The 20800-nt window shown below is 69.4% G+C and carries 22 protein-coding genes and 2 pseudogenes; 7 read left to right on the top strand and 17 right to left on the bottom strand.

Annotation, left to right across the window (positions count from 1 at the left end):
• Window positions 1-6: 6 nt before the first annotated feature.
• Window positions 7-441, top strand: a pseudogene (locus OOK40_RS16740) (alpha/beta fold hydrolase); the annotation flags it as partial.
• Window positions 442-580: 139 nt separating this feature from the next.
• Here the strand turns inward: OOK40_RS16740 and OOK40_RS16735 are convergent.
• Window positions 581-958, bottom strand: coding sequence for a helix-turn-helix domain-containing protein (locus OOK40_RS16735; protein WP_266481889.1), 378 nt, complete (start codon window positions 956-958; stop codon window positions 581-583).
• Between the two features lie 104 nt (window positions 959-1062).
• Between OOK40_RS16735 and OOK40_RS16730 the strand changes: the two genes are divergently transcribed.
• Window positions 1063-1428: a DoxX family protein gene (locus tag OOK40_RS16730; protein WP_266481886.1), complete on the top strand. Its 366-nt coding sequence runs from the start codon at window positions 1063-1065 to the stop codon at window positions 1426-1428.
• An 81-nt stretch (window positions 1429-1509) separates the two neighbouring features.
• Here OOK40_RS16730 and OOK40_RS16725 read toward each other — a convergent pair whose 3' ends face one another.
• On the bottom strand, window positions 1510-2307 hold the full coding sequence (locus OOK40_RS16725; protein WP_266481884.1) for an SDR family oxidoreductase: 798 nt from the start codon (window positions 2305-2307) through the stop codon (window positions 1510-1512).
• A 107-nt stretch (window positions 2308-2414) separates the two neighbouring features.
• On the opposite strand from OOK40_RS16725, the gene OOK40_RS16720 reads away from it, so the two are divergent.
• Complete coding sequence (locus OOK40_RS16720) at window positions 2415-3017, top strand: TetR family transcriptional regulator (RefSeq protein WP_266481880.1); 603 nt, start codon at window positions 2415-2417, stop codon at window positions 3015-3017.
• A 112-nt stretch (window positions 3018-3129) separates the two neighbouring features.
• Here OOK40_RS16720 and OOK40_RS16715 read toward each other — a convergent pair.
• Window positions 3130-3213 (bottom strand): annotated as a pseudogene (locus OOK40_RS16715) (DNA-binding response regulator); the annotation flags it as partial.
• Between the two features lie 180 nt (window positions 3214-3393).
• Window positions 3394-4128, bottom strand: coding sequence for a DJ-1/PfpI family protein (locus OOK40_RS16710; RefSeq protein ID WP_266484375.1), 735 nt, complete (start codon window positions 4126-4128; stop codon window positions 3394-3396).
• Window positions 4129-4384: 256 nt separating this feature from the next.
• On the opposite strand from OOK40_RS16710, the gene OOK40_RS16705 reads away from it, so the two are divergent.
• Window positions 4385-4672: an SDR family oxidoreductase gene (locus tag OOK40_RS16705; RefSeq protein WP_266481877.1), complete on the top strand. Its 288-nt coding sequence runs from the start codon at window positions 4385-4387 to the stop codon at window positions 4670-4672.
• A 182-nt stretch (window positions 4673-4854) separates the two neighbouring features.
• Here the strand turns inward: OOK40_RS16705 and OOK40_RS16700 are convergent, their stop codons facing one another.
• Both OOK40_RS16700 and OOK40_RS16695 read right to left on the bottom strand, forming a co-directional pair.
• A complete protein-coding gene (locus tag OOK40_RS16700) occupies window positions 4855-6183 on the bottom strand; it encodes a class I SAM-dependent RNA methyltransferase (RefSeq protein WP_266481874.1) in 1329 nt (442 codons plus the stop codon).
• 81 nt (window positions 6184-6264) lie between these two features.
• Window positions 6265-8313, bottom strand: a complete 2049-nt coding sequence (locus OOK40_RS16695) for an APC family permease (RefSeq protein ID WP_266481871.1) — start codon at window positions 8311-8313, stop codon at window positions 6265-6267.
• A 184-nt stretch (window positions 8314-8497) separates the two neighbouring features.
• On the opposite strand from OOK40_RS16695, the gene OOK40_RS16690 reads away from it, so the two are divergent.
• Window positions 8498-9166: a TrkA family potassium uptake protein gene (locus OOK40_RS16690; RefSeq protein WP_266481868.1), complete on the top strand. Its 669-nt coding sequence runs from the start codon at window positions 8498-8500 to the stop codon at window positions 9164-9166.
• On the top strand, window positions 9166-9834 hold the full coding sequence (locus tag OOK40_RS16685; RefSeq protein WP_266481867.1) for a TrkA family potassium uptake protein: 669 nt from the start codon (window positions 9166-9168) through the stop codon (window positions 9832-9834). The genes OOK40_RS16690 and OOK40_RS16685 overlap by 1 nt, the downstream gene beginning before the upstream one ends.
• A gap of 94 nt (window positions 9835-9928) precedes the next feature.
• Here the strand turns inward: OOK40_RS16685 and OOK40_RS16680 are convergent, their stop codons facing one another.
• The 7 genes from OOK40_RS16680 to OOK40_RS16650 form a co-directional block, all read right to left on the bottom strand.
• On the bottom strand, window positions 9929-10666 hold the full coding sequence (locus OOK40_RS16680; RefSeq protein ID WP_266481865.1) for a DUF3159 domain-containing protein: 738 nt from the start codon (window positions 10664-10666) through the stop codon (window positions 9929-9931).
• Between the two features lie 3 nt (window positions 10667-10669).
• Window positions 10670-11077 carry an OB-fold nucleic acid binding domain-containing protein gene (locus tag OOK40_RS16675; protein ID WP_266481863.1) on the bottom strand — a complete coding sequence of 136 codons (408 nt, stop codon included), beginning with the start codon at window positions 11075-11077 and terminating at the stop codon, window positions 10670-10672.
• A gap of 33 nt (window positions 11078-11110) precedes the next feature.
• Window positions 11111-11797 carry a response regulator gene (locus tag OOK40_RS16670; RefSeq protein ID WP_266481861.1) on the bottom strand — a complete coding sequence of 229 codons (687 nt, stop codon included), beginning with the start codon at window positions 11795-11797 and terminating at the stop codon, window positions 11111-11113.
• A 37-nt stretch (window positions 11798-11834) separates the two neighbouring features.
• Complete coding sequence (locus OOK40_RS16665) at window positions 11835-14375, bottom strand: ATP-binding protein (protein WP_266481859.1); 2541 nt, start codon at window positions 14373-14375, stop codon at window positions 11835-11837.
• A 200-nt stretch (window positions 14376-14575) separates the two neighbouring features.
• Window positions 14576-15352: a DUF3710 domain-containing protein gene (locus tag OOK40_RS16660; protein WP_266481857.1), complete on the bottom strand. Its 777-nt coding sequence runs from the start codon at window positions 15350-15352 to the stop codon at window positions 14576-14578.
• A 1-nt stretch (window position 15353) separates the two neighbouring features.
• Window positions 15354-15866 (bottom strand): dUTP diphosphatase, encoded by a 513-nt coding sequence (dut, locus tag OOK40_RS16655; protein ID WP_266481855.1) that lies wholly within the window; start codon window positions 15864-15866, stop codon window positions 15354-15356.
• The gene (locus OOK40_RS16650) at window positions 15866-16486 is read right to left on the bottom strand and encodes a PaaI family thioesterase (protein ID WP_266481851.1); all 621 of its coding nucleotides are present in this window, start codon (window positions 16484-16486) and stop codon (window positions 15866-15868) included. The genes dut and OOK40_RS16650 overlap by 1 nt, the downstream gene beginning before the upstream one ends.
• A 58-nt stretch (window positions 16487-16544) precedes the next feature.
• Here OOK40_RS16650 and OOK40_RS16645 point away from each other — a divergent pair, with 58 nt between their 5' ends.
• On the top strand, window positions 16545-17003 hold the full coding sequence (locus OOK40_RS16645; protein WP_266481848.1) for a DUF3093 domain-containing protein: 459 nt from the start codon (window positions 16545-16547) through the stop codon (window positions 17001-17003).
• Window positions 17004-17016: 13 nt separating this feature from the next.
• Here the strand turns inward: OOK40_RS16645 and OOK40_RS16640 are convergent, their stop codons facing one another.
• The 4 genes from OOK40_RS16640 to OOK40_RS16625 form a co-directional block, all read right to left on the bottom strand.
• Window positions 17017-17934: a hypothetical protein gene (locus tag OOK40_RS16640; protein WP_266481845.1), complete on the bottom strand. Its 918-nt coding sequence runs from the start codon at window positions 17932-17934 to the stop codon at window positions 17017-17019.
• 13 nt (window positions 17935-17947) lie between these two features.
• Entirely contained in the window at window positions 17948-18244 is a 297-nt protein-coding gene (locus OOK40_RS16635) for a DUF4193 domain-containing protein (RefSeq protein ID WP_142213239.1), read from the bottom strand.
• 394 nt (window positions 18245-18638) lie between these two features.
• A complete protein-coding gene (locus OOK40_RS16630; RefSeq protein WP_266481841.1) occupies window positions 18639-19874 on the bottom strand; it encodes a HAMP domain-containing sensor histidine kinase in 1236 nt (411 codons plus the stop codon).
• 5 nt (window positions 19875-19879) lie between these two features.
• The gene (locus OOK40_RS16625; protein ID WP_142213241.1) at window positions 19880-20533 is read right to left on the bottom strand and encodes a response regulator transcription factor; all 654 of its coding nucleotides are present in this window, start codon (window positions 20531-20533) and stop codon (window positions 19880-19882) included.
• Between the last annotated feature and the right edge of the window lie 267 nt (window positions 20534-20800).

Genomic DNA, 20800 nt, shown 5'->3' with positions numbered 1-20800 from the left:
ATCGCATCCGCACTCGTCTACATCGCGGCATTCGCACCGGACGAGGGCGAATCCGTCAACACCTTGATCGCGGACCCGCCTCCGGGTGCGCCCGTTCCACCGATCCTCCCTCCGAAGGACGGGCACCTCTTCCTCGACCGCGAGCGGTTCCCCGCCTCCTTCGCCGGTGACCTGCCCCAGGCACAGGCACGGTTCATGGCCGACTCCCAGGTGCCGTGGGGAGTCGAAGCCCTGAGCGGCGCCGTCGGCGTGCCCGCGTGGCGAACCAAGCCGAGTTGGTACCTGGTCGCTGCCGACGACCGCATGATCCCTCCCCCGGCCCAGCGGGCGATGGCCGAACGTGCGAGTGCCACCGTCGCCGAGGCTCCGGGCAGCCACTCCATCTACGTGTCGCAGCCCGGCGCGGTCGTCGACCTGATCAGGCAGGCCGCCGCCGCTTAGGTCGTGTCTCAGCTGTAGCGCCGTCCGCCCGCGGGGCAGGCGGGGGTCAGCGTGCCCTCGTAGCAGGCGAGTTGGACAAAGATCCCTTTCCGCAGGCACGCAGGACCGGACCGGTTCCCGCCCCTCAGCCGGGGGCCGGTCACGCGGGCGGGGTGTCGTACGCGGCTCTGCTGGCCTGGATCCGCGCGTTGTGCGCGATGGCCCAGGCAGCGAGCGCCAGGGCGGGCGGGATGAGGCTCTTCCCCATGGCCGTGAGCGTGTACTCGACGCGCGGCGGAACCTCCGCGTAGACGGTGCGGGATACCAGTCCGTCGCGCTCGAGGTTGCGCAGGGTCAGTGTGAGCATCCGCTGTGAGATGCCGGGGATCCGCTTGTGCAGTTCGGTGAAGCGCAGACGCCCCTCGTCGAGCGTGGCCACGATGAGCATCGTCCACTTGTCGCAGATCCGGTCCAGTACGCCACGGATCGCCCGACCGCCGTCGCCTCGGATCATGCAGGTGTGTTCGTACTGCGACATGACAGCTCCCTGTGCCTTGCTCACATCAGTGTGCCTTTTGCAGGCCTCCCGATAGTGACTCATGATGAGGCAACTTACGGTTCGTAACTATCGGGAGGGAACCCATGCATGTCGCGTACTGGATCGTCGCCGCGCTCCTTGCGCTGTTCTATATCTATGCGGGAGGCAAGAAACTCCTCCAGGATCAGGAGCAACTGCGTCCCATGATGGGCTGGGTCGACAGCGTGCCCATGCCGCTCGTCAAGCTCATCGGGGCCTTGGAGGTCCTCGGCGCGCTCGGTCTGCTCCTGCCGCCTCTGACGGGGATTGCGGCGTGGCTCGCCGTTGCGGCCGCGGTCGGTCTGGCCCTTGTCCAAATCGGCGGTATGGCGCTGCACTTGTCCCGGGGTGAAGTCCGGGACACCGGGCTCAACATCGTTCTTCTGGTGCTCGCTGTGGTGTCCGTATGGCTGGGAACCGTCTGGCTCTGACGGTGCGCCCGGCCTGGCTGCGCCAGCCAAGTCCGTGATCTCGACGGTGCCATGGCGTTCCACGCCGAGCCGGCCGCTCATCTAGCGGGCAGCGGTCATGAATCCCATGACCAGGACCGCACGACGCCTGCTCAACCCCCGGCCCAGGCTGGCCATCACGCGGTTGAGCCGGCCGGAGACGACGCTCGGCGGTGGTGTGCGGCGGTCGAGGGCCCGCAGCGCCGTCGTCACGACCTCCCCAGGGGACTGGCGTTTGGAGCCGCCGTCCGCGGCATCCGCACCGATGACGTCGAAGAACTCGGTGCTGGTCGCACCGGGAGACAGTGCGAGCACGCGCAGCCCGGTGCCGCGGGATTCGTGCCACAGGGCTTCGGTGAAGCTCAGCACGAATGCCTTGGCCGCCGCGTAGACGGCCATGTTGGGGACGGGAAGGTACGCGGCCATGCTCGCGACGTTGATCAGCACCCCGGTGCCGCCGGTCCGCAGCGGTTCGATGAACGCCCGGCTGATGTCGATGACGCCTGCGACGTCGACGCTGATCTCCTCCCGCAGGCGCTGCGGGTCCTCTCGATGGAACGGACCGAAGGTGCCGAACCCCGCGTTGTTCACGACGCTCGTCACGGTCAGGCCGCGCCGCGCCACCTCCTCGGCGAGCGTCTGCCCCGCGGCGGGCAGGCTCAGGTCGAGCGGTATGACCGTGGCCTCGATGCCGTGGGCCGTGGTGAGTTCGGCGGCGAGCTTGTCGAGCCGTTCCTGGCGCCGGGCGACAAGGATGACGTGCGATCCGCGCTGGGCGATCTGGCGGGCGAACTCTGTACCGATGCCGGCGCTGGCACCGGTGATGAGGGTGGTCTGACCGCGGTAGTCGACGGCGCTCATGGCTGCTCCCAAAGGACGGCGGATATGCTCATGGTGGCACTGTAAGCCTAAACTGTCACTCGGTGTCAATATGGCACTCGGTGTTGAAGGTGGTAGGCTGCTTACCCATGAACGATCACGAGGGCCGCCCGGCCGGACTGCGAGAGCGCACGCGGCGAGCAGTGCAGGCCGAGATCGTCGCCACCGCGATGAGGCTGTTCCTCGAGCGCGGTTTCGAGGCCACGACCATGGAGCAGATCGCGGGCGAGATCGGCATTTCGCGGCGCTCGCTGTTCCGCTACTTCGGCACGAAGGAAGACATCGTGCTGGGTGACCACGCCGCAAGCGGCAGGGTCCTGCAGGCCGCACTGGAAGCCCGTCCGGCGGGCGAGTCTCCATGGGACGCACTGCGGGCGGCCCTCAAGACACTCTTCGAGTCGCTCCCCTATTCACCGGAGGACTTCCTCAAGATCACCAGCATGCTCCACGCGTCACCCTCGCTCCGAGCACGTCAGCTGGAGAAACGTCAGCAGTGGACAGAACTGCTCGTGCCGGACATCGCTCGGCGACTGGGCGCCGACGCGGACCCGATGACGCAGCTGCGCGCCGGCGCGCTCGTCGCCTGTGCCCTGGCCTGCTCCGAAGCAGCAACGGAAGCCTGGGTCCGGAGCAGCGGCACGGTCGACATGGAACGGGCCTTCGACGAGGCGGTCGCCGCAGTCCGCAGATAGGACGCAGCAACTGCCTTTGAGCGCCGACGTCGCCGCACCCGGCCGGAGCCGCAGCCGCCACGACCGTGCCGATTCACGGTCTGCCGGACACCAGTCCCACCCGGTAGGCCGCGCGCGTGACGGCGGGCGCCATCAGTGCTTCGCCCCGGGCCACCGTCCGGATGGCGCTCACCAGTTGGGCCGGAGGTGTGTCCTTACCGCAGCGGGGATCCGCCTCCCCGCAGCCCATCTGACCTGCGCATCAACAATGCTGACGCACCATCAGAATGTGCGTCAGACATGCGTCATGTGCGTCGGGTATGCGACAGCACGTGCCACCTGCCCCTGACCTGACGAGACCGCCGAGCAACGCGCCCGGCTCGCGCTGCGGTCGCGCCTACCGGGACCACACGGTGCCGCGGGCCTCGTACTCCAGCATGGTCTCGACGCTCGTCGCCGCGTCGGGGCCCAGTTCGCGGCGGACCAGCCACAGGGCGAGCTCCAGGCCCGAGGTGACGCCCCCGGCCGTCACCAGATCACCGTCGTCCACGACACGCGCGTTCTTCAACACGCCGCCCTGCCGCTCCAGGTCCGGGCGCGCCTTGTGGTGAGTGGTACAGGGCCGGCCTCGGGTCAGTCCGGCGGCGGACAGCAGCATGACGCCCGTGCACAGTGCGCTGATGGTGAGCCCTGGGCGGGTCGCCGCTTCCAGTGCGCGGGGAAGGGTGCCCCGCCGGATCTCGGCCCACACCCCAGGGTCCTCGCGGCGGGCGTAGCCGCCGCCCGGCACCACGATGATGTCGGCCTCGTCCGGGGCCCAGCCGTGCTCGACGCGGACTCGCGTTCCGTACGCAGCGCGGACGAAACCGGGGTGAGAGGCGGTGACATAGCGGACCTCGACCGCCCGGTCCGTGAAGAAGCGGGAGGCTGAGAAGACCTCGTACGGCGCTGCGAAGTCGAGTTCCTCCACCCCGTCGAACATGACGATGTGCACCTTGAAGGGTTTCCCGCCCCCAGCGGTGCTGCTCTCGGCCGCGGAGGCAGCCGGGCCGGCTCCGAGTCCGGCGGCTCCCGCGACCGCGCCGGTGACGCCGAGGGCGGTCGAGGCCCGGAGCAAGTCCCTTCGGTTCAGGCTCATTCAGTTCTCCTCATCGGTGTGGTTCGGACGATTTGGATCCGGGCCCGCCCGCCGGGATCCATGGAAGCGGGTCCCCCTCGCCCACACCTGTCCCCGCCTTCACCGTTCCCGCGAGCCGCAGCCTCTTCGCAGAAGTCGATGGCGCCAACGCGCGAGTTCCCCATGGAACTTGTGGCACGCGCCACAGCGAGCCAACTCGTGTGCGTCCGCTGCGACTACCGCCCGGCTCGGTGAGGATGTGTCTCTGCCCATGACCGCGCGGCCGTCAGGACGATCGCAGGATCCCGGCGGCGGAGCCGCTGGACGAGCGGGCGTACTCGGCGGGCGTTTGGTCGACTACAACACCGCCGAAGGCGCGGTGGTCAACCTCACGCGCGCCATGGCGGTGATCCCCTTCGACCGCGTCGCCGAAGCCGAGGAGATCGCGGGTGTCGTCGCCTTCCTCGCGTGCTCCGACGCGCGCTGCATGACCGGCGCTCAGGTTCCGGTCGACGGTGGCCTCAGCGCGATGAGCGGGCAGCCTCGCATCGAGATGTGAACGCTGGTCCAGAGGGTCGGCCCGGGTCGGCCGGCTCCGGCGAGTGCACCTGACGGTGCGTCAAATCAGGCCGCACCGAGGCTGGTAGCGCTGCTAGACCAGGACGGTGAGGTCGCCTTCACCGACCGCGACCCGTCGGTGCCCCAGGCGACCTGCCCGATCGCACGCGAAGGAGCCGCAGGTCAGGCCCCCTTCGCCGCAGGCTCCAGGATCGCCACGCACTCCACGTGATGCGTCATCGGAAACAGGTCGAACGCCCGCAGCGTCCGCGGCTTGTAGCCCGCGTCCCCGAAGTACGCCAAGTCCCGCGCCAGTGCCGCCGGGTCGCAGGCCACGTACGCGATGCGCCGGGCTCCGAGGCCCGCCAGGTGGTTCACCGTCTGCTTGCCCGCCCCCGCGCGCGGCGGGTCGAGGACGATCAGGTCCACCTCGGTGATCTTGGTGCGCGGCAGGACCTGGTCGACCTTGCCGTGTTCGATGCGTACGCGCTCGAAGTCCTGGAGGTTGTGGCGGGCGTCCTCGACGGCGCGCTTGGTCGATTCGATGCCGAGTACCGCGCCCTTCTCGCCCACCCGGTCGGCGATCGCGCCCGCGAACAGGCCCACGCCGCAGTACAGATCGAGCGCCATGTCTCCCTTGCGCGGCAGCAGCCCCTGCATCACGGCCTTGACCAGGATGTCCGCGGCCTGCGGGTGGACCTGCCAGAAGCCGCCCATGCCGACGCGGTACGTCCGGTCGTCGGCCCGCTCCCTCACGAAGGCGCGGCCGTGCACCCGGTGCACTCCGCCGTCGTACTCCTCGACCCGCAACACCGAGACCGGCTTGTCGAGTTCGACCAGCGGCAGCCGGCCGCCCTGGCGCGGGGTGAGGATGACCTGGCGGTCGTTCGAACCCGTCGCCGCGATCGCCTCGACCGTGGCCATCTGCGGCCAGTCCTGCTTCTCGATGCCCAGCTCGGTAACGCCGGGCGCGGCGATCATGCAGTGGTCGATCGGCTGAACGTCGTGCGAGCGGTGCTTGCGCAGGCCCGCCCGGCCCTCCGTGTCGATCGCGTACTGCACGCGCGTGCGCCAGGCGGGCACCTCGCCCGGGGGCAGCTTGTCCCCCGGCGCCGGCATGACCGTGCCGTCCCAGCCAGCTTCCTCGGGAGTGAGGCCCGCGAGCCGCTGCAGCTGCTCGGCGATCACCTCGCCCTTGAACCGCCGCTGTGCGCCCGGCTTGGCGTGCTGCCAGTCGCAGCCGCCGCAGTTGCCCGGACCCGAGTAGGGGCAGGGAGCCTCGACGCGGTCCTTGGACGCCTCGATGATCCGTACGGCGTCGGCCCGCAGGAAGCGGGAGTCCTCTTCGCCCTCGGTGATACGGGCGACGATCTTCTCACCGGGCAGCGTGTGCCGTACGAAGAGCACCCGCCCCTCCTCGGTGCGGGCGATGCAGTGGCCGCCGTGTGCGACGGGGCCCACCTCGACCTCGTACTCCTCCCCGACCAGCGACGACTCGGATGCGTTCTGCATGACGGGGTGACTCCAGGGATGAGGGGGCTGCCGTCCGTGTGCGGACGGCAGCCCCCCAGTCTACGTGGGTGCGCGGACCCCTCAGCCCTTGCCGGTGGGCTCCTTGGGGCGCTGGTCCACGGGTCCGCGCCGCACAGAGCCGGGCGCGTTCCATTCCTGGCGCTTCCTCGCCCGCAGCTTCGCGGCCTCGGAGGACACCAGCTGATACGGCACCGAGGTCACCATCACGCCGGGCGTGAACAGCAGCCGCCCCTTGAGCCGCAGGGCGCTCTGGTTGTGCAGCAGATGCTCGTACCAGTGCCCCACCACGTACTCGGGGATGATGACGCTGACCACGTCCCGCGGGCTTTCGCGCCGCAGCCCCTTCACGTAGTCGATGACCGGCCGGGTGATCTCGCGGTACGGGGAGTCGAGGATCTTCAGCGGCACATTGATGCCACGCCGCTCCCACTCGTCCCTGAGCGCCTTGGTCTCGGCCGCGTCGACGCTGATGCTGAGCGCTTCGAGCCGGTCGGAACGCATCAGCTTGGCGTACGCGAGGGCGCGCAGCGTCGGCTTGTGGATCTTGGAGACCAGCACGATGGAGTGCACGCGCGAGGGGCGCACATAGTCGTCGGGACGCTCCTCCTCGGCGGCGATCTCCTCGGCGACCCGGTCGTAGTGCTTACGGATCGCGGACATCGTCCCGTAGAAGATCACCATGCCGAGCAACGCCACCCACGCGCCGTGCGTGAACTTGGTGGCGAGGACGACGACCAGCACGAGACCGGTGAAGAAGGCACCGAAGGTGTTGATCGCCCTGGAGCGGATCATGTGCCGGCGCTTGGCCTGGTTCTTCTCGGTCCGCAGATGGCGGTTCCAGTGCCGCACCATGCCGGTCTGGCTGAGCGTGAAGGAGACGAAGACGCCGACGATGTAGAGCTGGATCAGCTTCGTCGAGTCCGCCCCGTAGATCCAGACCAGCAGGATGGCCGCACCGGCCAGCAGCACGATGCCGTTGGAGAAGGCGAGCCGGTCGCCTCGCGTGTGCAGTTGGCGGGGCAGATAGCGGTCCTGCGCGAGGATCGAGCCGAGCAGCGGGAAACCGTTGTACGCGGTGTTGGCGGCCAGGAAGAGAACCAGCGCGGTGGCCGCGGCGAGCAGTACGAAGAAGAAGGTGCCGTCACCGAAGACGGCGGCCGCGACCTGGGAGATCACCGGGTTCTGGACGTAGTCGGCGCCGACCGGCGTGCCTCCCTGCAAGAGGTCGTCGGCGGGCGTCTCGGCCATCTTCACGTCGGTGGCCATGGCCAGGCCGATGATGCCGCAGAACATGGTGACGGCCAGGCCGCCCATGAGGGCCAGGGTGGTCGCGGCGTTCTTGCTCTTGGGCTTGCGGAAGGCGGGGACGCCGTTGCTGATCGCCTCGACGCCGGTGAGCGCGGCACAGCCGGAGGAGAAGGCTCGCAGCAGCAGGAAGACCAGCGCGAAGCCCGCGAGTCCCTGCTCCTCGGGCTTGATCGTGAAGTCGGCGGTCGGGGCCTTCATGGTCTCGTCGAGGACGAAGCCCCTGAAGGCACCCCACGCGATCATGATGAAGACGCCTGCGACGAAGACGTACGTCGGGATGGCGAAGAGCTTGCCCGACTCCTTCACGCCCCGCAGATTCATCAGCGTGAGGAGGATGATCGTCGCGATGGCGCAGAGGACCTTGTTCTCGACCACGAAGGGGACCGCGGAGCCCAGGTTCTCCACGCCGGAGGCGATCGACACGGCCACGGTGAGGACGTAGTCGACGAGCAGCGCGCTGGCGACGGTGAGGCCGGCCCTGGGGCCGAGGTTGGTGTTGGCGACCTCGTAGTCGCCGCCGCCGCTCGGGTAGGCGTGGACGTTCTGACGGTAGGAGGCCACCACCGTGAACATCAGCACCACGACGGCCGCGGCGATCCACGGGCTGAAGTGATAGGCCGACACACCCGCGATGGAGAGCACCAGAAGGACTTCTCCTGGTGCGTACGCCACCGAGGACAGCGGGTCGGAGGCGAAGACGGGAAGTGCGATGCGCTTGGGCAGGAGCGTTTCTCCCAGCCTGTCGCTGCGCAGCGCCCTTCCGATCAGGATCCGTTTGGGGAGGTCGGTCAGTTTGGACACGCAGAGGATCGTAAGCGTTCGATATGCGCCAGGCCCACCCACCTCACCTCTCTCCGCAGCGGAATCTCTCGCTCCGCCGCACAAGGGGTCCCTGGGCGGACCGCGCGTGTGTAGCTTGGGCCGCGGTCTGAGACCCTGACCCTGTTAGGTCTCAGCAGGACCATGGACAGCCGGAAGGACGGTCGTGCACATCGTCATCATGGGATGCGGGCGAGTGGGATCCGCTCTCGCGCAGACCCTGGAGCAGCAGGGGCACACGGTCGCCGTCGTCGACCAGGACCCCACGGCCTTCCGCCGCTTGGGCTCCGGGTTCGGCGGCCGCCGCGTCACCGGAGTCGGTTTCGACCAGGACACCCTGCGTGAAGCGGGTATCGAGGAAGCCGGCGCCTTCGCAGCGGTCAGCAGCGGCGACAACTCCAACATCATCGCCGCGCGGGTCGCCCGCGAGATGTTCGGCATCGAGAACGTCGCGGCCCGTATCTACGACCCCCGGCGCGCCGAGGTCTACCAGCGGCTCGGCATCCCGACGGTCGCCACGGTCCGCTGGACCGCCGACCAGATGCTGCGGCGGCTGCTGCCGTCCGGCGCGGAGCCGCTGTGGCGCGACCCGAGCGGCGGTGTGCAGCTCGCCGAGGTGCACACGTCGGCCTCCTGGGTCGGCCACAAGGTCAGCAAGCTGCAGGAGGAGACGGGCGTACGCGTCGCCTTCCTCACCCGGCTGGGCGAGGCCGTCCTGCCGACGTCGCAGACGGTTCTGCAGGAGGGCGATCTGGTCCACGTGATGATGCGTACGGACGAGACCGAGAAGGTCGAGGCGGCGTTCGCCGAGGGCCCTGAGGAGGGCGGTCACTGATGCGGGTCGCTATTGCGGGCGCCGGTGCGGTGGGCCGTTCCATCGCGGGTGAGCTGCTGGAGAACGGGCACGAAGTGCTCCTGATCGACAAGGCGCCGACCGCCATCTCGGTGGAGCGGGTGCCGCAGGCGGAGTGGCTGCTTGCCGACGCGTGCGAGATCACGTCGCTGGACGAGGCGGCGCTGCAGCGGTGCAACGTCGTGATCGCGGCGACCGGCGACGACAAGGTGAATCTGGTCGTCTCGCTGCTCGCGAAGACCGAGTACGGGGTGCCGAGGGTGGTCGCCCGCGTCAACAACCCCAAGAACGAGTGGCTCTTCAACGAGTCATGGGGCGTCGATGTCGCGGTCTCCACGCCGCGTCTGATGTCGGCACTGGTGGAGGAGGCGGTGAGTGTCGGCGATCTCGTACGGCTGCTGCGCTTCAGCCACGGCGACGCGAACCTGGTCGAGCTGACCCTGCCGCCGGAGTCTGCGCTGGCCGGTACGCAGGTCAGCGATGTGGCCTGGCCCGAGGACACCTCGCTGGTCACGATCATCCGCGGCTCGCGGGTGCTTACGCCGGGCGCCGAGGAGACGCTGGAGGCGGGCGACGAGCTGCTGTTCGTGGCCGCGCAGGCGCGCGAGGAACAGCTGGAAGACCTGCTGTCGGTCCGACGCGCCTCGTGACCCTTCCGGGGCGCCGCCCCGGACCCCAGAACGCAAGCGCCGGGCGGGCTCGGAATTCCGAGCCCGCCCGGCGCTTGCGTGCGAGGCTCGCGGATTACACCTCGGGCGCGGCCGCGGCGCGCTTGCGCTCCTTCTCGGCCTGCTCCTCCGCCTCCATCTCCGCGAAGACGTCGATGGGCGGCGGTGCCTTCGCCAGGAAGACCCAGGTCAGATACACGGCCAGCAGGAACGGCGGGATCTTCAGAGCGACCAGCACCCAGCCGAGCTGGGTGGTGTCGGCCCACCAGTAGAGCGGGAAGAGGATCGCGCACTTGGCCAGCAGGATCAGCCCCCACGCCCAGCTCGCCTTGGCGTACGCCTTCTTGCGGCCCGGATTCCGCGTCCGCCAGGAGAGATTCTCCTTGAAGACCGGACCCAGGATCAGACCGATCAGCGGGACGCCCGCGATGGTCGTGACGATGTACGCCGCGGCCAGGCCGAGGGTGTAGATCATGCCCGGCAGATAGAAGTCCTTGGCATTGCCGGTCATCATCGCGAAGACGACACCGAAGGCCACCCCGAAGACGCCGCTGAAGGCGTGCTTGACGGTGTCCCTGCGGATCAGCCGGACTGCGACGAGCAGCAGCGAGAGGGCGAGCGCCGCGATCGCCGAGATGTGCAGGTTCTTGTTGACCGTGAAGATCGTGACGAACAGCAGTCCGGGCAGGACCGTCTCCACCATGCCGCGCACGCCGCCGAAGGCCTCGAACAGCGCCGCCTCCGTGATTGCTTTGGCGTCGCTGTCCTGCTGCTGGTCGTTCGTCTTGGTGGTCGGCTTGTCGAGAGACGTCACCGGCTACTCCTGTCCGAGCGGTCGGAGTTCATATTTGGGGTTGAACAGCACCCGGCGGCCGTGGCTCATGGAGATCCGGCCCGAGGCGATGAGCCTGCGGCCCGGTTCGATGCCCACGATGGACCTGCGGCCGAGCCAGACGACGTCCAGCGGGGCCGTACCGTCGAAGAGCTCCGCCTCCAGCGCGGGCACGCCGGCCCGCGGACGCAGGGTGACGGTGCGCAAGGTACCAGTCACCCGGACTATCTGGCGGTCGTGGCACTCCGCGATGCGGGTACACCCCGATGCCTGCGCATCCTCCTGAAGCTCCTCGGACTCGAGGTCCTGCGGGGAGCTGGACAGTCGGTCGAGCATGCGGCGGAAGCGGCCGGCCGGCTTCTCGGCCTTGTCGGAACGGGGTACGGCACTCATGCGTCAAGCCTACCGGCCATCACCGACACCGAATCAGCGCTCGAAGCGGTATCCCATACCCGGCTCGGTGACGAAGTGTTCGGGGTGCGAGGGGTCCCTCTCCAGCTTGCGCCGCAGCTGCGCCATGTAGACCCGGAGATAGTTCGTCTCGGTGCCGTAGGAGGGGCCCCAGACCTCCTGGAGCAGCTGCTTCTGGCTGACCAGCCGGCCGGTGTTGCGTACGAGCACCTCCAGCAGATGCCATTCGGTAGGGGTGAGCCGCACATCGCGCCCGTCCCGGTGGACCTTCTTCGCCGCGAGATCGACGGTGAAGCCGTCCGTCTCGACGATCACCAGGTCGTCCTCCCCGCCGCCGACCGGCTCGGCCCTGCGGACCGCGGCCCGCAGCCGGGCCAGCAACTCGTCCATGCCGAACGGCTTGGTGACGTAATCGTCGGCCCCGGCGTCCAGCGCCTCGACCTTCTCGTCGGAGGTGTGACGGGCCGAGAGGACCAGGATCGGGACACGGGTCCAGCCGCGCAGGCCCTTGATCACCTCGACGCCGTCCATGTCGGGCAGCCCGAGGTCGAGTACGACCACGTCGGGGTGGTGGGCCGCGGCCAGCTCGAGGGCTGTCGCACCGTCGGGAGCCGCGTCCACTTCGTACTTGCGCGCCTTCAGGTTGATCACGAGGGCGCGTACGATCTGCGGCTCGTCGTCGACCACGAGCACCCGGGTCATGCGGGCCTGCCTTTCCACACTGTCACTGCCGTCCCGGTCATGAGATGAGCCGGGCGGGAAGATCGGGGCCGACCGGCGCGAATCCCGGCGCTGCCCGGATGGTGAGGACCATCGTCATCCCGCCGCCGGGTGTGTCCTCGGCGGTGAGGGTGCCGCCCATGGACTCGACGAAGCCCCGGGCGACCGCGAGACCGAGGCCCACTCCGGCTCCGCGCGGCGCGTCACCGTAACGCTGGAACGGCTCGAATATCCGCTCCTTCGCGTCATCGGGGACGCCGGGGCCGCGGTCGGCGACGCGCACCTCGACCCGGTCGCCGAGGGCGCTCGCCGCCACCGTGACGGGCATGGCGTCGGGGCTGTACTTGACGGCGTTCTCGACGATGTTGGCGACGGCGCGCTCCAGCAGTCCGCGGTCGACGGCCACCATCGGCAGCGTCTCGGGTATGTCCAGCTCCACGCTCTGAACCGGCACCCCGACGAGCGCCATCGGGACGACCTCGTCGAGATCGGTCACCCGGATCAGCGGGGTGACGGTGCCGGTCCTGAGGCGGGACATGTCGAGGAGATTGCCGACGAGATGGTCGAGCCGGTCGGCGCCGTCCTCGATGCTTTCGAGCAGTGCCGCCTCGTCCTCCTCCGACCAAGCCACGTCGTCGGACCTGAGCGAGGAGACGGCGGCCTTGATCGCGGCGAGCGGTGTGCGCAGATCGTGGCTGACGGCGGCGAGCAGGGCGGTGCGAATGCGGTTGCCCTCGGCCAGCCTGCGGGCCTCCTCCGCCTGTCCGACCAGGCGCTGGCGCTCCAGTACGACGGCGGCCTGGGCGGCGAACGCGGCAAGCACCCTGCGGTCCTCGGCGGGCAGCACCCGGCCCGAGAGCGCGAGCGCCATATGGTCGCCGACCGGCATGTCCACCTCCGCGTCCTCGGGGCGTACGACGGAGCTCTTGCCGGCGCTGCCCGCGCAGGTCCACGGGTCGACGTCGCTCTGCCGTTCCAGCAGCGCCACGGACTCCATGGAGAAGGTCTCGCGGACCCGTTCGAGCAGGGCGTCGAGCGTGGTCTCGCCCCGCAGCACACTCCCGGCGAGGAAGGAGAGGATCTCGGACTCGGCGCGCAGCCGGGCGGCCTGATGGGTGCGGCGGGCGGCCAGATCCACCACGGAGGCCACCGCGACGGCCACGGCGAAGAAGATCACGATGGCAACGATGTTCTTCGGGTCGCTGATCGTCAGGGTGTGGGTGGGCGGGGTGAAGTAGTAGTTCAGCAGCAGCGAGCCCACGGCGGCCGAGGCGAGCGCCGGCAGCAGCCCGCCGAGCAGCGCGGACACGACGGTCAGGAAGAGGAAGAGCAGGACGTCGTTGGCGAGCCCGACGTCGTCGAGGCTGGTGAGCAGCAGTGACAGCAGTACGGGACCGGCGACGCCGGTGATCCAGCCGGCGATGATCCGGGAGCGGCCCAGGCGGGCGCCGCGGGCCACCGGCAGCCCGCGGCCCTTGCCCGCCGCGTCGTGCGTGACGATGTGTACGTCGAGGTCGGGACCGGAGTCGCGGGCGACGGTGGCGCTGACGCCGGGGCCGAAGGCGTACTGCCACACCGGGCGGCGGCTCGCGCCGAGCACGATCTGGGTGGCGTTCACTCCGCGCGCGAACTCCAGCAGGGCGGAGGGGACATCGTCGCCGATGACATGGTGGAAGGTGCCGCCGAGGTCTTCGACGAGGGTGCGCTGGACGGCGAGTTCCTTGGGCGATGCGGAGGTCAGTCCGTCGCTGCGGGCGATGTAGACCGCCAGCACCTCGCCTCCGGCGCCCTTCTCGGCGAGGCGGGCGGCGCGGCGGATCAGTGTGCGGCCCTCGGGTCCGCCGGTGAGGCCGACGGCGATGCGCTCGCGGGCCTGCCATGTCGTGCGGATGTTGTGCTCGCCGCGGTACTGCTGGAGGTATTCGTCGACGCGGTCGGCGACCCAGAGCAGGGCCAGCTCGCGCAGCGCGGTGAGGTTGCCGGGGCGGAAGTAGTTCGACAGGGCCGCATCGACCTTGTCCGACGTGTAGATGTTGCCGTGGGCCATCCGACGGCGCAGCGCCTGGGGCGACATGTCGACGAGTTCGAGCTGGTCGGCACGGCGGACGACCTCGTCGGGGACGGTCTCCCGCTGCCGTACGCCGGTTATCGACTCCACCACGTCGCCCAGCGACTCGAAGTGCTGGATGTTGACGGTCGATATGACGTCGATACCGGCCGCGAGCAGCTCCTCGACGTCCTGCCAGCGCTTGGCGTTGCGTGAGCCCGGCACATTGGTGTGCGCCAGTTCGTCCACCAGGGCGACGGCCGGGCGGCGCTCCAGCACCGCGTCGACGTCCATCTCGGTAAAGACCGTGCCGCGGTACTCGATCTCGCGGCGCTGAATCTGCTCGAGGCCGTGCAGCATCACTTCGGTGCGGGCGCGTCCGTGGTGCTCGACGAAGCCCACGACGCAGTCGGTGCCACGCTCCACGCGCCGGTGCGCCTCGGACAGCATCGCGTACGTCTTGCCGACGCCCGGCGCCGCGCCGAGGTAGATCCGTAGCTTGCCGCGTCCCATGGCCCCATTGTCTTTCAGTTTCAGCTGCGTACGCTGCGTCGACCCTAAGGCCAGAGATCCAGACATTCAGGGCATGGGGCGCCCCTCAGGTACGTATTGACGCGATTCTGACGCCCAGGCAGCACAACGGCCCGCGGCGGTCCGGAAGCCGGAACCACCGCGGGCCGCAGGCTGAATGCCGGCGCGTCCCCGGTAAAGGGTCAGCGCACCTCGGTGATCTCGGGGCCGCGCTGCAGCTGCCCCATGCCACCGGAGAAGCGGGAGCTCTCCTGGTCCTCCTGCTGGACGCCCTCGGGCACCATCTGGGCATCGTCCGGCAGCTTGAGGACGATCGGGTCGCGCGGCGCCATCGGGCCCTCGCCCCGTACGACCACGGTGTCCCGGAAGATCTGCTCCAGCAGACCGGCGGCCTGGGGCTGCACCGCGCCCTGCCCGGAGATCACTCCGCGCAGGAACCAGCGGGGCCCGTCGACGCCGACGAAGCGCACCAGCTGCACACCGCCGGTGCCGTCCGGCAGCTGTACGGGCACCTGCGCCCGCAGCTCCCAGCCGAGCGGGCCCTCGACCTCGTCGATGATGCCGCCCTGCTGCGTGATGCCGGAGGCGATCTCCTCGCGGACCTCGCCCCAGATGCCTTCCTTCTTGGGCGCCGCGAAGGCCTGCAGCTGTACGGCGCTGTCGCGCAGTACGACGGTGGCGGCGACGATCGCGTCACCCGCGACCTCGACGCGCAGCTCCATTCCCTCGACTCCGGGCACGAAAAGACCGCCCAGATCGACCCGGCCCTCGCCGGGCTTGGACACCTCGGACACGTCCCAGGGGCCGTCGGGCCGGGGCGCCGGCGGAAGGTTCACCCGGCGGGGCTTGCCTTCCTCGTCGGAGTACTCCGTGTCGCGCTCGTCGACGACCTGCTCGGCCTCGCCCGCTGCGTCCGCCGCGTCCCCGGCGGAACCACTCTTCTTGCGACGTCCGAACACGTCACTGTCCTTCCCGGTCGGATACGACCGAAGCGTATCGATTCCCACCCGTTGAGCCGTCCACGACGGCGTGACCGCCGGTGGACCCGAAGCCCCCCTCGGCCCGCGCCGAGCCGGGAAGCTCCGCCACCTCGTGGAAGCGCACCTTCTCGACCTGCTGGACAACCAATTGGGCAATCCGGTCGAACCGTTCGAACCGCACACTCTCGCGCGGGTCGAGATTGACCACGATTACCTTGATCTCCCCACGGTACCCGGCATCCACCGTCCCCGGGGCATTCACGAGGGCCACTCCGCAGCGGGCGGCAAGGCCGGAACGAGGGTGCACGAAGGCGGCGTATCCGTCGGGCAGCGCGATGGACACTCCGGTCGGCAGAACGACCCGCTCGCCGGGGGCGATCTCGACGGCCTCACAGGTCACCAGATCGGCGCCGGCGTCGCCCGGGTGCGCGTAGGACGGCAGCGGCACCTCGGGATCCACACGGCGGATCAGCACATCGACAGGGTTGCGCATCAGGGGTTCACCTCGAAGGCGCGGGCGCGCCTGATCTGGTCGGGGTCGGACATGGCTGCCTGGATCTCCTCCGGACGGCCGTTGTCGATGAAGTGGTCGACCTTGACCTCGATGAAGAGGGCGTTGGCGCGCACGGCGACGGGCCCTTCGGGGCCGCCGATCCGGCCCACAGCACTGGAGTAGATCTTGCGCCTGGCGACAGCGGTGACCTCGGCCTGCAGATGCAGCACGGTGTCCACGGGCACGGGGCGTACGAAGTCGGTCTCGAGCCGGCCGGTGACAGCGATCGTCCGCAGCAGCCAGTTGAGTGAGCCGAGCGTCTCGTCCAGCGCCGTGGCCAGCACGCCGCCGTGCGCGAGGCCGGGTGCGCCCTGGTGGGCGGGCTTGACGGTGAACTCGGCCGTGATGCTCACGCCTTCACCGGCCCGCGCCTGCAGGTGCAGTCCGTGGGGCTGTCCATCGCCGCAGCCGAAGCAGTGTTCGTAGTGCGCGCCGAGGAGCTCACCGGGGGCCGGGGCGTCGGGATGCCGTACCGGCGGTGCGGCATCGGCCGGAGGGGTCAGAGCCGATGCCCGGGCCGAGGGACCGGGGGCCGCCCCCCGGGATTTCGCAGTACTCACAGGCCCAGACCTTACCCGCGCGGCTACCCGCCGGTCGCACCGTGCCAAGCTTGGATTCATGCAGCCTTCCGCCCCGCACTACGAAGAACGTCTGACCGCGCCCCGTTCGTGGTGGGTCATCACCGCCCTGGTGGGAATCGCGGGCGGCCTCGTCGTGCTGCCGCTCGGTCCCCTGCCGATGCTCGGCGGGCTGATCGGCGCCGCCGCGGTGGCCGCCGTCGTGGTGAGTTCGTACGGCTCGGTCCGTATCCGGGTGGTGGCCGGCTCGCTGGTCGCGGGTGAGGCCCGGATCCCGCTCACGGCGCTCGGTGAGGCCGAGGTGCTGGATGCGGAGGAAGCGCGCGCCTGGCGCTCCTACAAGGCCGACCCGCGGGCCTTCATGCTGCTGCGCAGCTATGTGCCGACGGCACTGCGGATCGAGGTCACGGACCCGGCCGACCCGACGCCGTACGTCTATCTGTCGACCCGGAATCCGAAGGCGCTGGCTGCAGCGCTGACGGCTGTGCGCGCGGCCTGAGAGGCCACCCGGGTCAGGGGCCCAGTTCGCGCGGTGCCCGGAGCGCCTCCAGCGGGTCCTCGGGCTGTTCCAGCGGCGGGAGCGCGGGCAGCGCGTCCCAGGGGATCTGTCTGCTGCGCAGGTCCTTGCGGATGCGGTCCGCGACCTTCTTGGTGTCACGGCGGTTCATCACCGCGCCGACGGCCGCGCCGACCATGAACGGAATCAGGTTCGGCAGATTGCGGATCATGCGCTTCATGATCTGCTGCCGCAGCTCGCGCTTGAACCGGCCGCCCAGCGCGACATCGATCGTCGCCGGTTTCCTGACGTCGATCCCGCGCTCCTCCGTCCAGGAGGTCAGATACGCGATGCTGCGCTCCCTGAGGGTGCCCTGCGGCCGCATGCCGTAGACCTCGTGGAGCTCGGCGATGAGCTTCAGCTCGATGGCGGCGACGCTGATGATCTCCGTGGCCAGTTCGGCCGGCATCGCCGGGGGGACGGGCAGCATCGCGGCCGCGCCGATACCCGCACCCACGGTTGAGGTGCCGTTCGCCGCGCCCGCGACCAGCTTGTCCGCGAGCTGTTCCGGACCGAGTCCGGGGAACTGTTTGCGCAGGGTCGCCAGATCACGCACCGGCACGCGTGGTGCGTTCTCAATGATCCGGTCGGCCATGAACGCGAGCGCCACTCTGACGCCCACGCGGCCCTTGTGGACCCCCTGCCGCACGGCGGTCAGGCGTGATGCCCTTGTCGTGGGCACCGCCTGACCGGCTGCTTCGAGCGAGGCCCCACGGCCCCGCTCGTCCTCGTCTGCTGCGCCGTGGGGCAGCAGGGCGGCCGAGTGCTCGGCAGACGCCTTCGCGTCCTGCGCCGGGCCCGTACCGCCCCGGTGCGTCTCCGGCGGTTTCTGACGCCGGAAACGCCGCTTCCCGGACGGTGTCTCGCCTGCCACGGCCGACCGGACCTCAGTCGCAGTCGCGGCAGATCGGCTGGCCGTTCTTCTCGCGGGCGAGCTGGCTCCTGTGGTGCACCAGGAAGCAGCTCATGCAGGTGAACTCGTCCGCCTGCCGGGGCAGCACGCGAACGGACAGTTCCTCGTTGGAAAGGTCCGCTCCGGGCAGCTCCAGGCCCTCGGCCTGCTCGAATTCGTCGACGTCGACGGACGACGTCGTCTTGTCGTTCCGACGGGCCTTCAGTTCCTCAAGGCTGTCCGAATCGACGTCGTCGTCGGTCTTGCGTGGGGTGTCGTAGTCCGTTGCCATGTCGCTCTCCCCCTCTGGGTGTCTGCGGTGTCTCCAGCGCACGTAACGCGTGAGAGGCCGGACTTGTGCCCGACCCGAGGCGGAGATTTTGCCTCACATCAAGGTCTGTTACTCAATCGACACCCAACCGGATCCCCCGAGAGTGATCGGACTGGATGGCGATCGGGACCGTACACGGTCCGAATGTCGCACTTCACGGGCGCCACCCCGTGTACTTCCCGTGATCTCGACCCCCGGAAACCCGGACTTTTCCCGGCTTTCCGGCAAGAGTCTTGATCACTGAGAGTAGATGGCCTGAAATTCGCCTTTGTGATCGATCCCACACGGCCCTCTCGGGTACGGGTCCCGAAAATTCCGCGTAAAGCGAACGAAGCGATTCGCGTCGGTCAGCATCTCAGACCGGGAAGGTGACTCGCATCACGAGGCCACCGCCCTCACGAGGCTCCGCGATGATACGGCCTCCGTGAGCCCGGGCGACCGACCGGGCGATCGAAAGCCCCAGGCCGACGCCCTTGTCGCTGCCGGTGCGCTCCTGACGCAGCCGTCTGAAGGGCTCGAAGAGGTTGTCGATCTCGTACGCGGGAACCACCGGCCCCGTGTTCGAGACCAGCAGGACCGCCTGGCTGTGCTGGATCTCGGTCGTGACCTCCACCCAGCCCCCTTCCGGGACGTTGTAGCGCACGCCGTTCTGCACGAGGTTCAGGGCGATCCGCTCCAGCAGGACGCCATTGCCCTGGACGACGGCGGGCGCGCACTCCCCGCGGATCTCGACGTCCTTGGCGTCTGCCTCGGCGCGGACCTGGTCCACCGCGCGCGTGGCGACCTCGGCCAGATCCACCGGCTTGCGCTCGACGATCTGGTTCTCGCTGCGGGCGAGCAGCAGCAGACCCTCCACGAGCTGCTCGCTGCGCTCGTTGGTGGCCAGCAGCGTCTTGCCGAGCTGCTGGAGCTCCGCGGGCACCCCTGGGTCGGAGAGGTGGACCTCCAGCAGCGTGCGGTTGATCGCGAGAGGGGTACGCAGTTCGTGCGAGGCGTTCGCGACGAACCGCTGCTGAGCGCTGAAGGCGCGCTCCAGGCGGTCCAGCATCTCGTCGAAGGTGTCCGCGAGCTCCTTGAGCTCGTCGTCCGGGCCGTCCAGCTCGATCCGCCGCGAGAGGTCGGAGCCGGCCACCTGACGTGCGGTGCGGGTGATCTTGCCGAGCGGCGAGAGGACCCTGCCCGCCATCGCGTAACCGAAGGCGAAGGCGATGACACTCAGGCCGAGCAGCGCGAACAGCGAGCGGCGCAGGAGGTCGTCCAGGGCCATCTCGCGCTGGTGCTGGAGGCAGCTGGCGACGGCCTGGTTGAACTGCTCGCCGGTCCCCGTCTCGGGCAGCTGGCACCAGGAGGTGGTGGGCTGCACCCGGCCCGTCTCGATCCTGAACGGCAGGTCGCCGACGCTGACCTGCAGCGCCTGGGCGGTGAGCAGATAGATGATCGAGAGCAGCAGTATCCCCGCGATCAGGAACATCCCGCCGTACAGCAGGGTGAGGCGTATCCGGATCGTGGGGCGCAGCAGGGGGCGGACCGGGTCGCGCGGGTCCCAGGTCGGTTTCGGAGGCGCCTCGGGAGGCGCGGGGGTCGCGGTCACCGGGATCAGATCCGGTAGCCGGAACCGGGCACGGTGACGATCACGGGGGGCTCGCCGAGCTTGCGGCGCAGGGTCATCACGGTCACCCGCACGACATTGGTGAAGGGGTCGGTGTTCTCGTCCCAGGCCTTCTCCAGCAGCTGCTCGGCCGAGACGACCGCACCCTCGCTGCGCATCAGGACCTCCAGTACGGCGAACTCCTTGGGCGCGAGCTGGATCTCCTTGCCGTCGCGGAAGACCTCGCGGCGGTTGGGGTCGAGCTTGATCCCGGCGCGCTCCAGGACGGGCGGCAGCGGCACGGTGGTACGCCGGCCGAGGGCCCGCACGCGCGCGGTGAGCTCGCTGAAGGCGAAGGGCTTGGGGAGATAGTCGTCCGCGCCCAGTTCGAGGCCTTCGACGCGGTCGCTGACGTCGCCGGACGCGGTCAGCATCAGCACGCGGGTCGGCATGCCCAGCTCGACGATCTTGCGGCATACGTCGTCGCCGTGGACCAGCGGGAGGTCCCGGTCCAGGACGACCACGTCGTAGTCGTTGACCCCGATGCGCTCCAGCGCCGCGGCGCCGTCGTACACGACGTCGACGGCCATGGCCTCCCGGCGCAGTCCGGTGGCCACCGCATCGGCGAGCAGCTGCTCGTCCTCGACGACGAGTACGCGCACGTCGTGATCCTTCCTCTGGGCCCGTCACCCATGATCGGGGCAGGTGTGTGAGCACTGGCTGTGCGCATCCATCCTGCCCGTTACGCGCGTAAACCGGCTGTAAGGCGGAACAGGCCGCCCGGGGCCGACCTGGGCGGAAAGGAATTCACCGGATTCCCGGGCCAGTTGAGGTTTCCTTGAGGGAGGGCCGGGGGAGGACGATCTCTAACGCCCCCCTCTCTCTCTCTCTCGGGGGGGGGGGATACCGCTGCTCAGACGGCGAGCCTC

Origin of the sequence: Streptomyces sp. NBC_01481 (genome assembly GCF_026339995.1) — a bacterium.
Lineage (GTDB): Bacteria > Actinomycetota > Actinomycetes > Streptomycetales > Streptomycetaceae > Streptomyces.
This window is presented reverse-complemented; position numbering and strand designations above follow the sequence as displayed.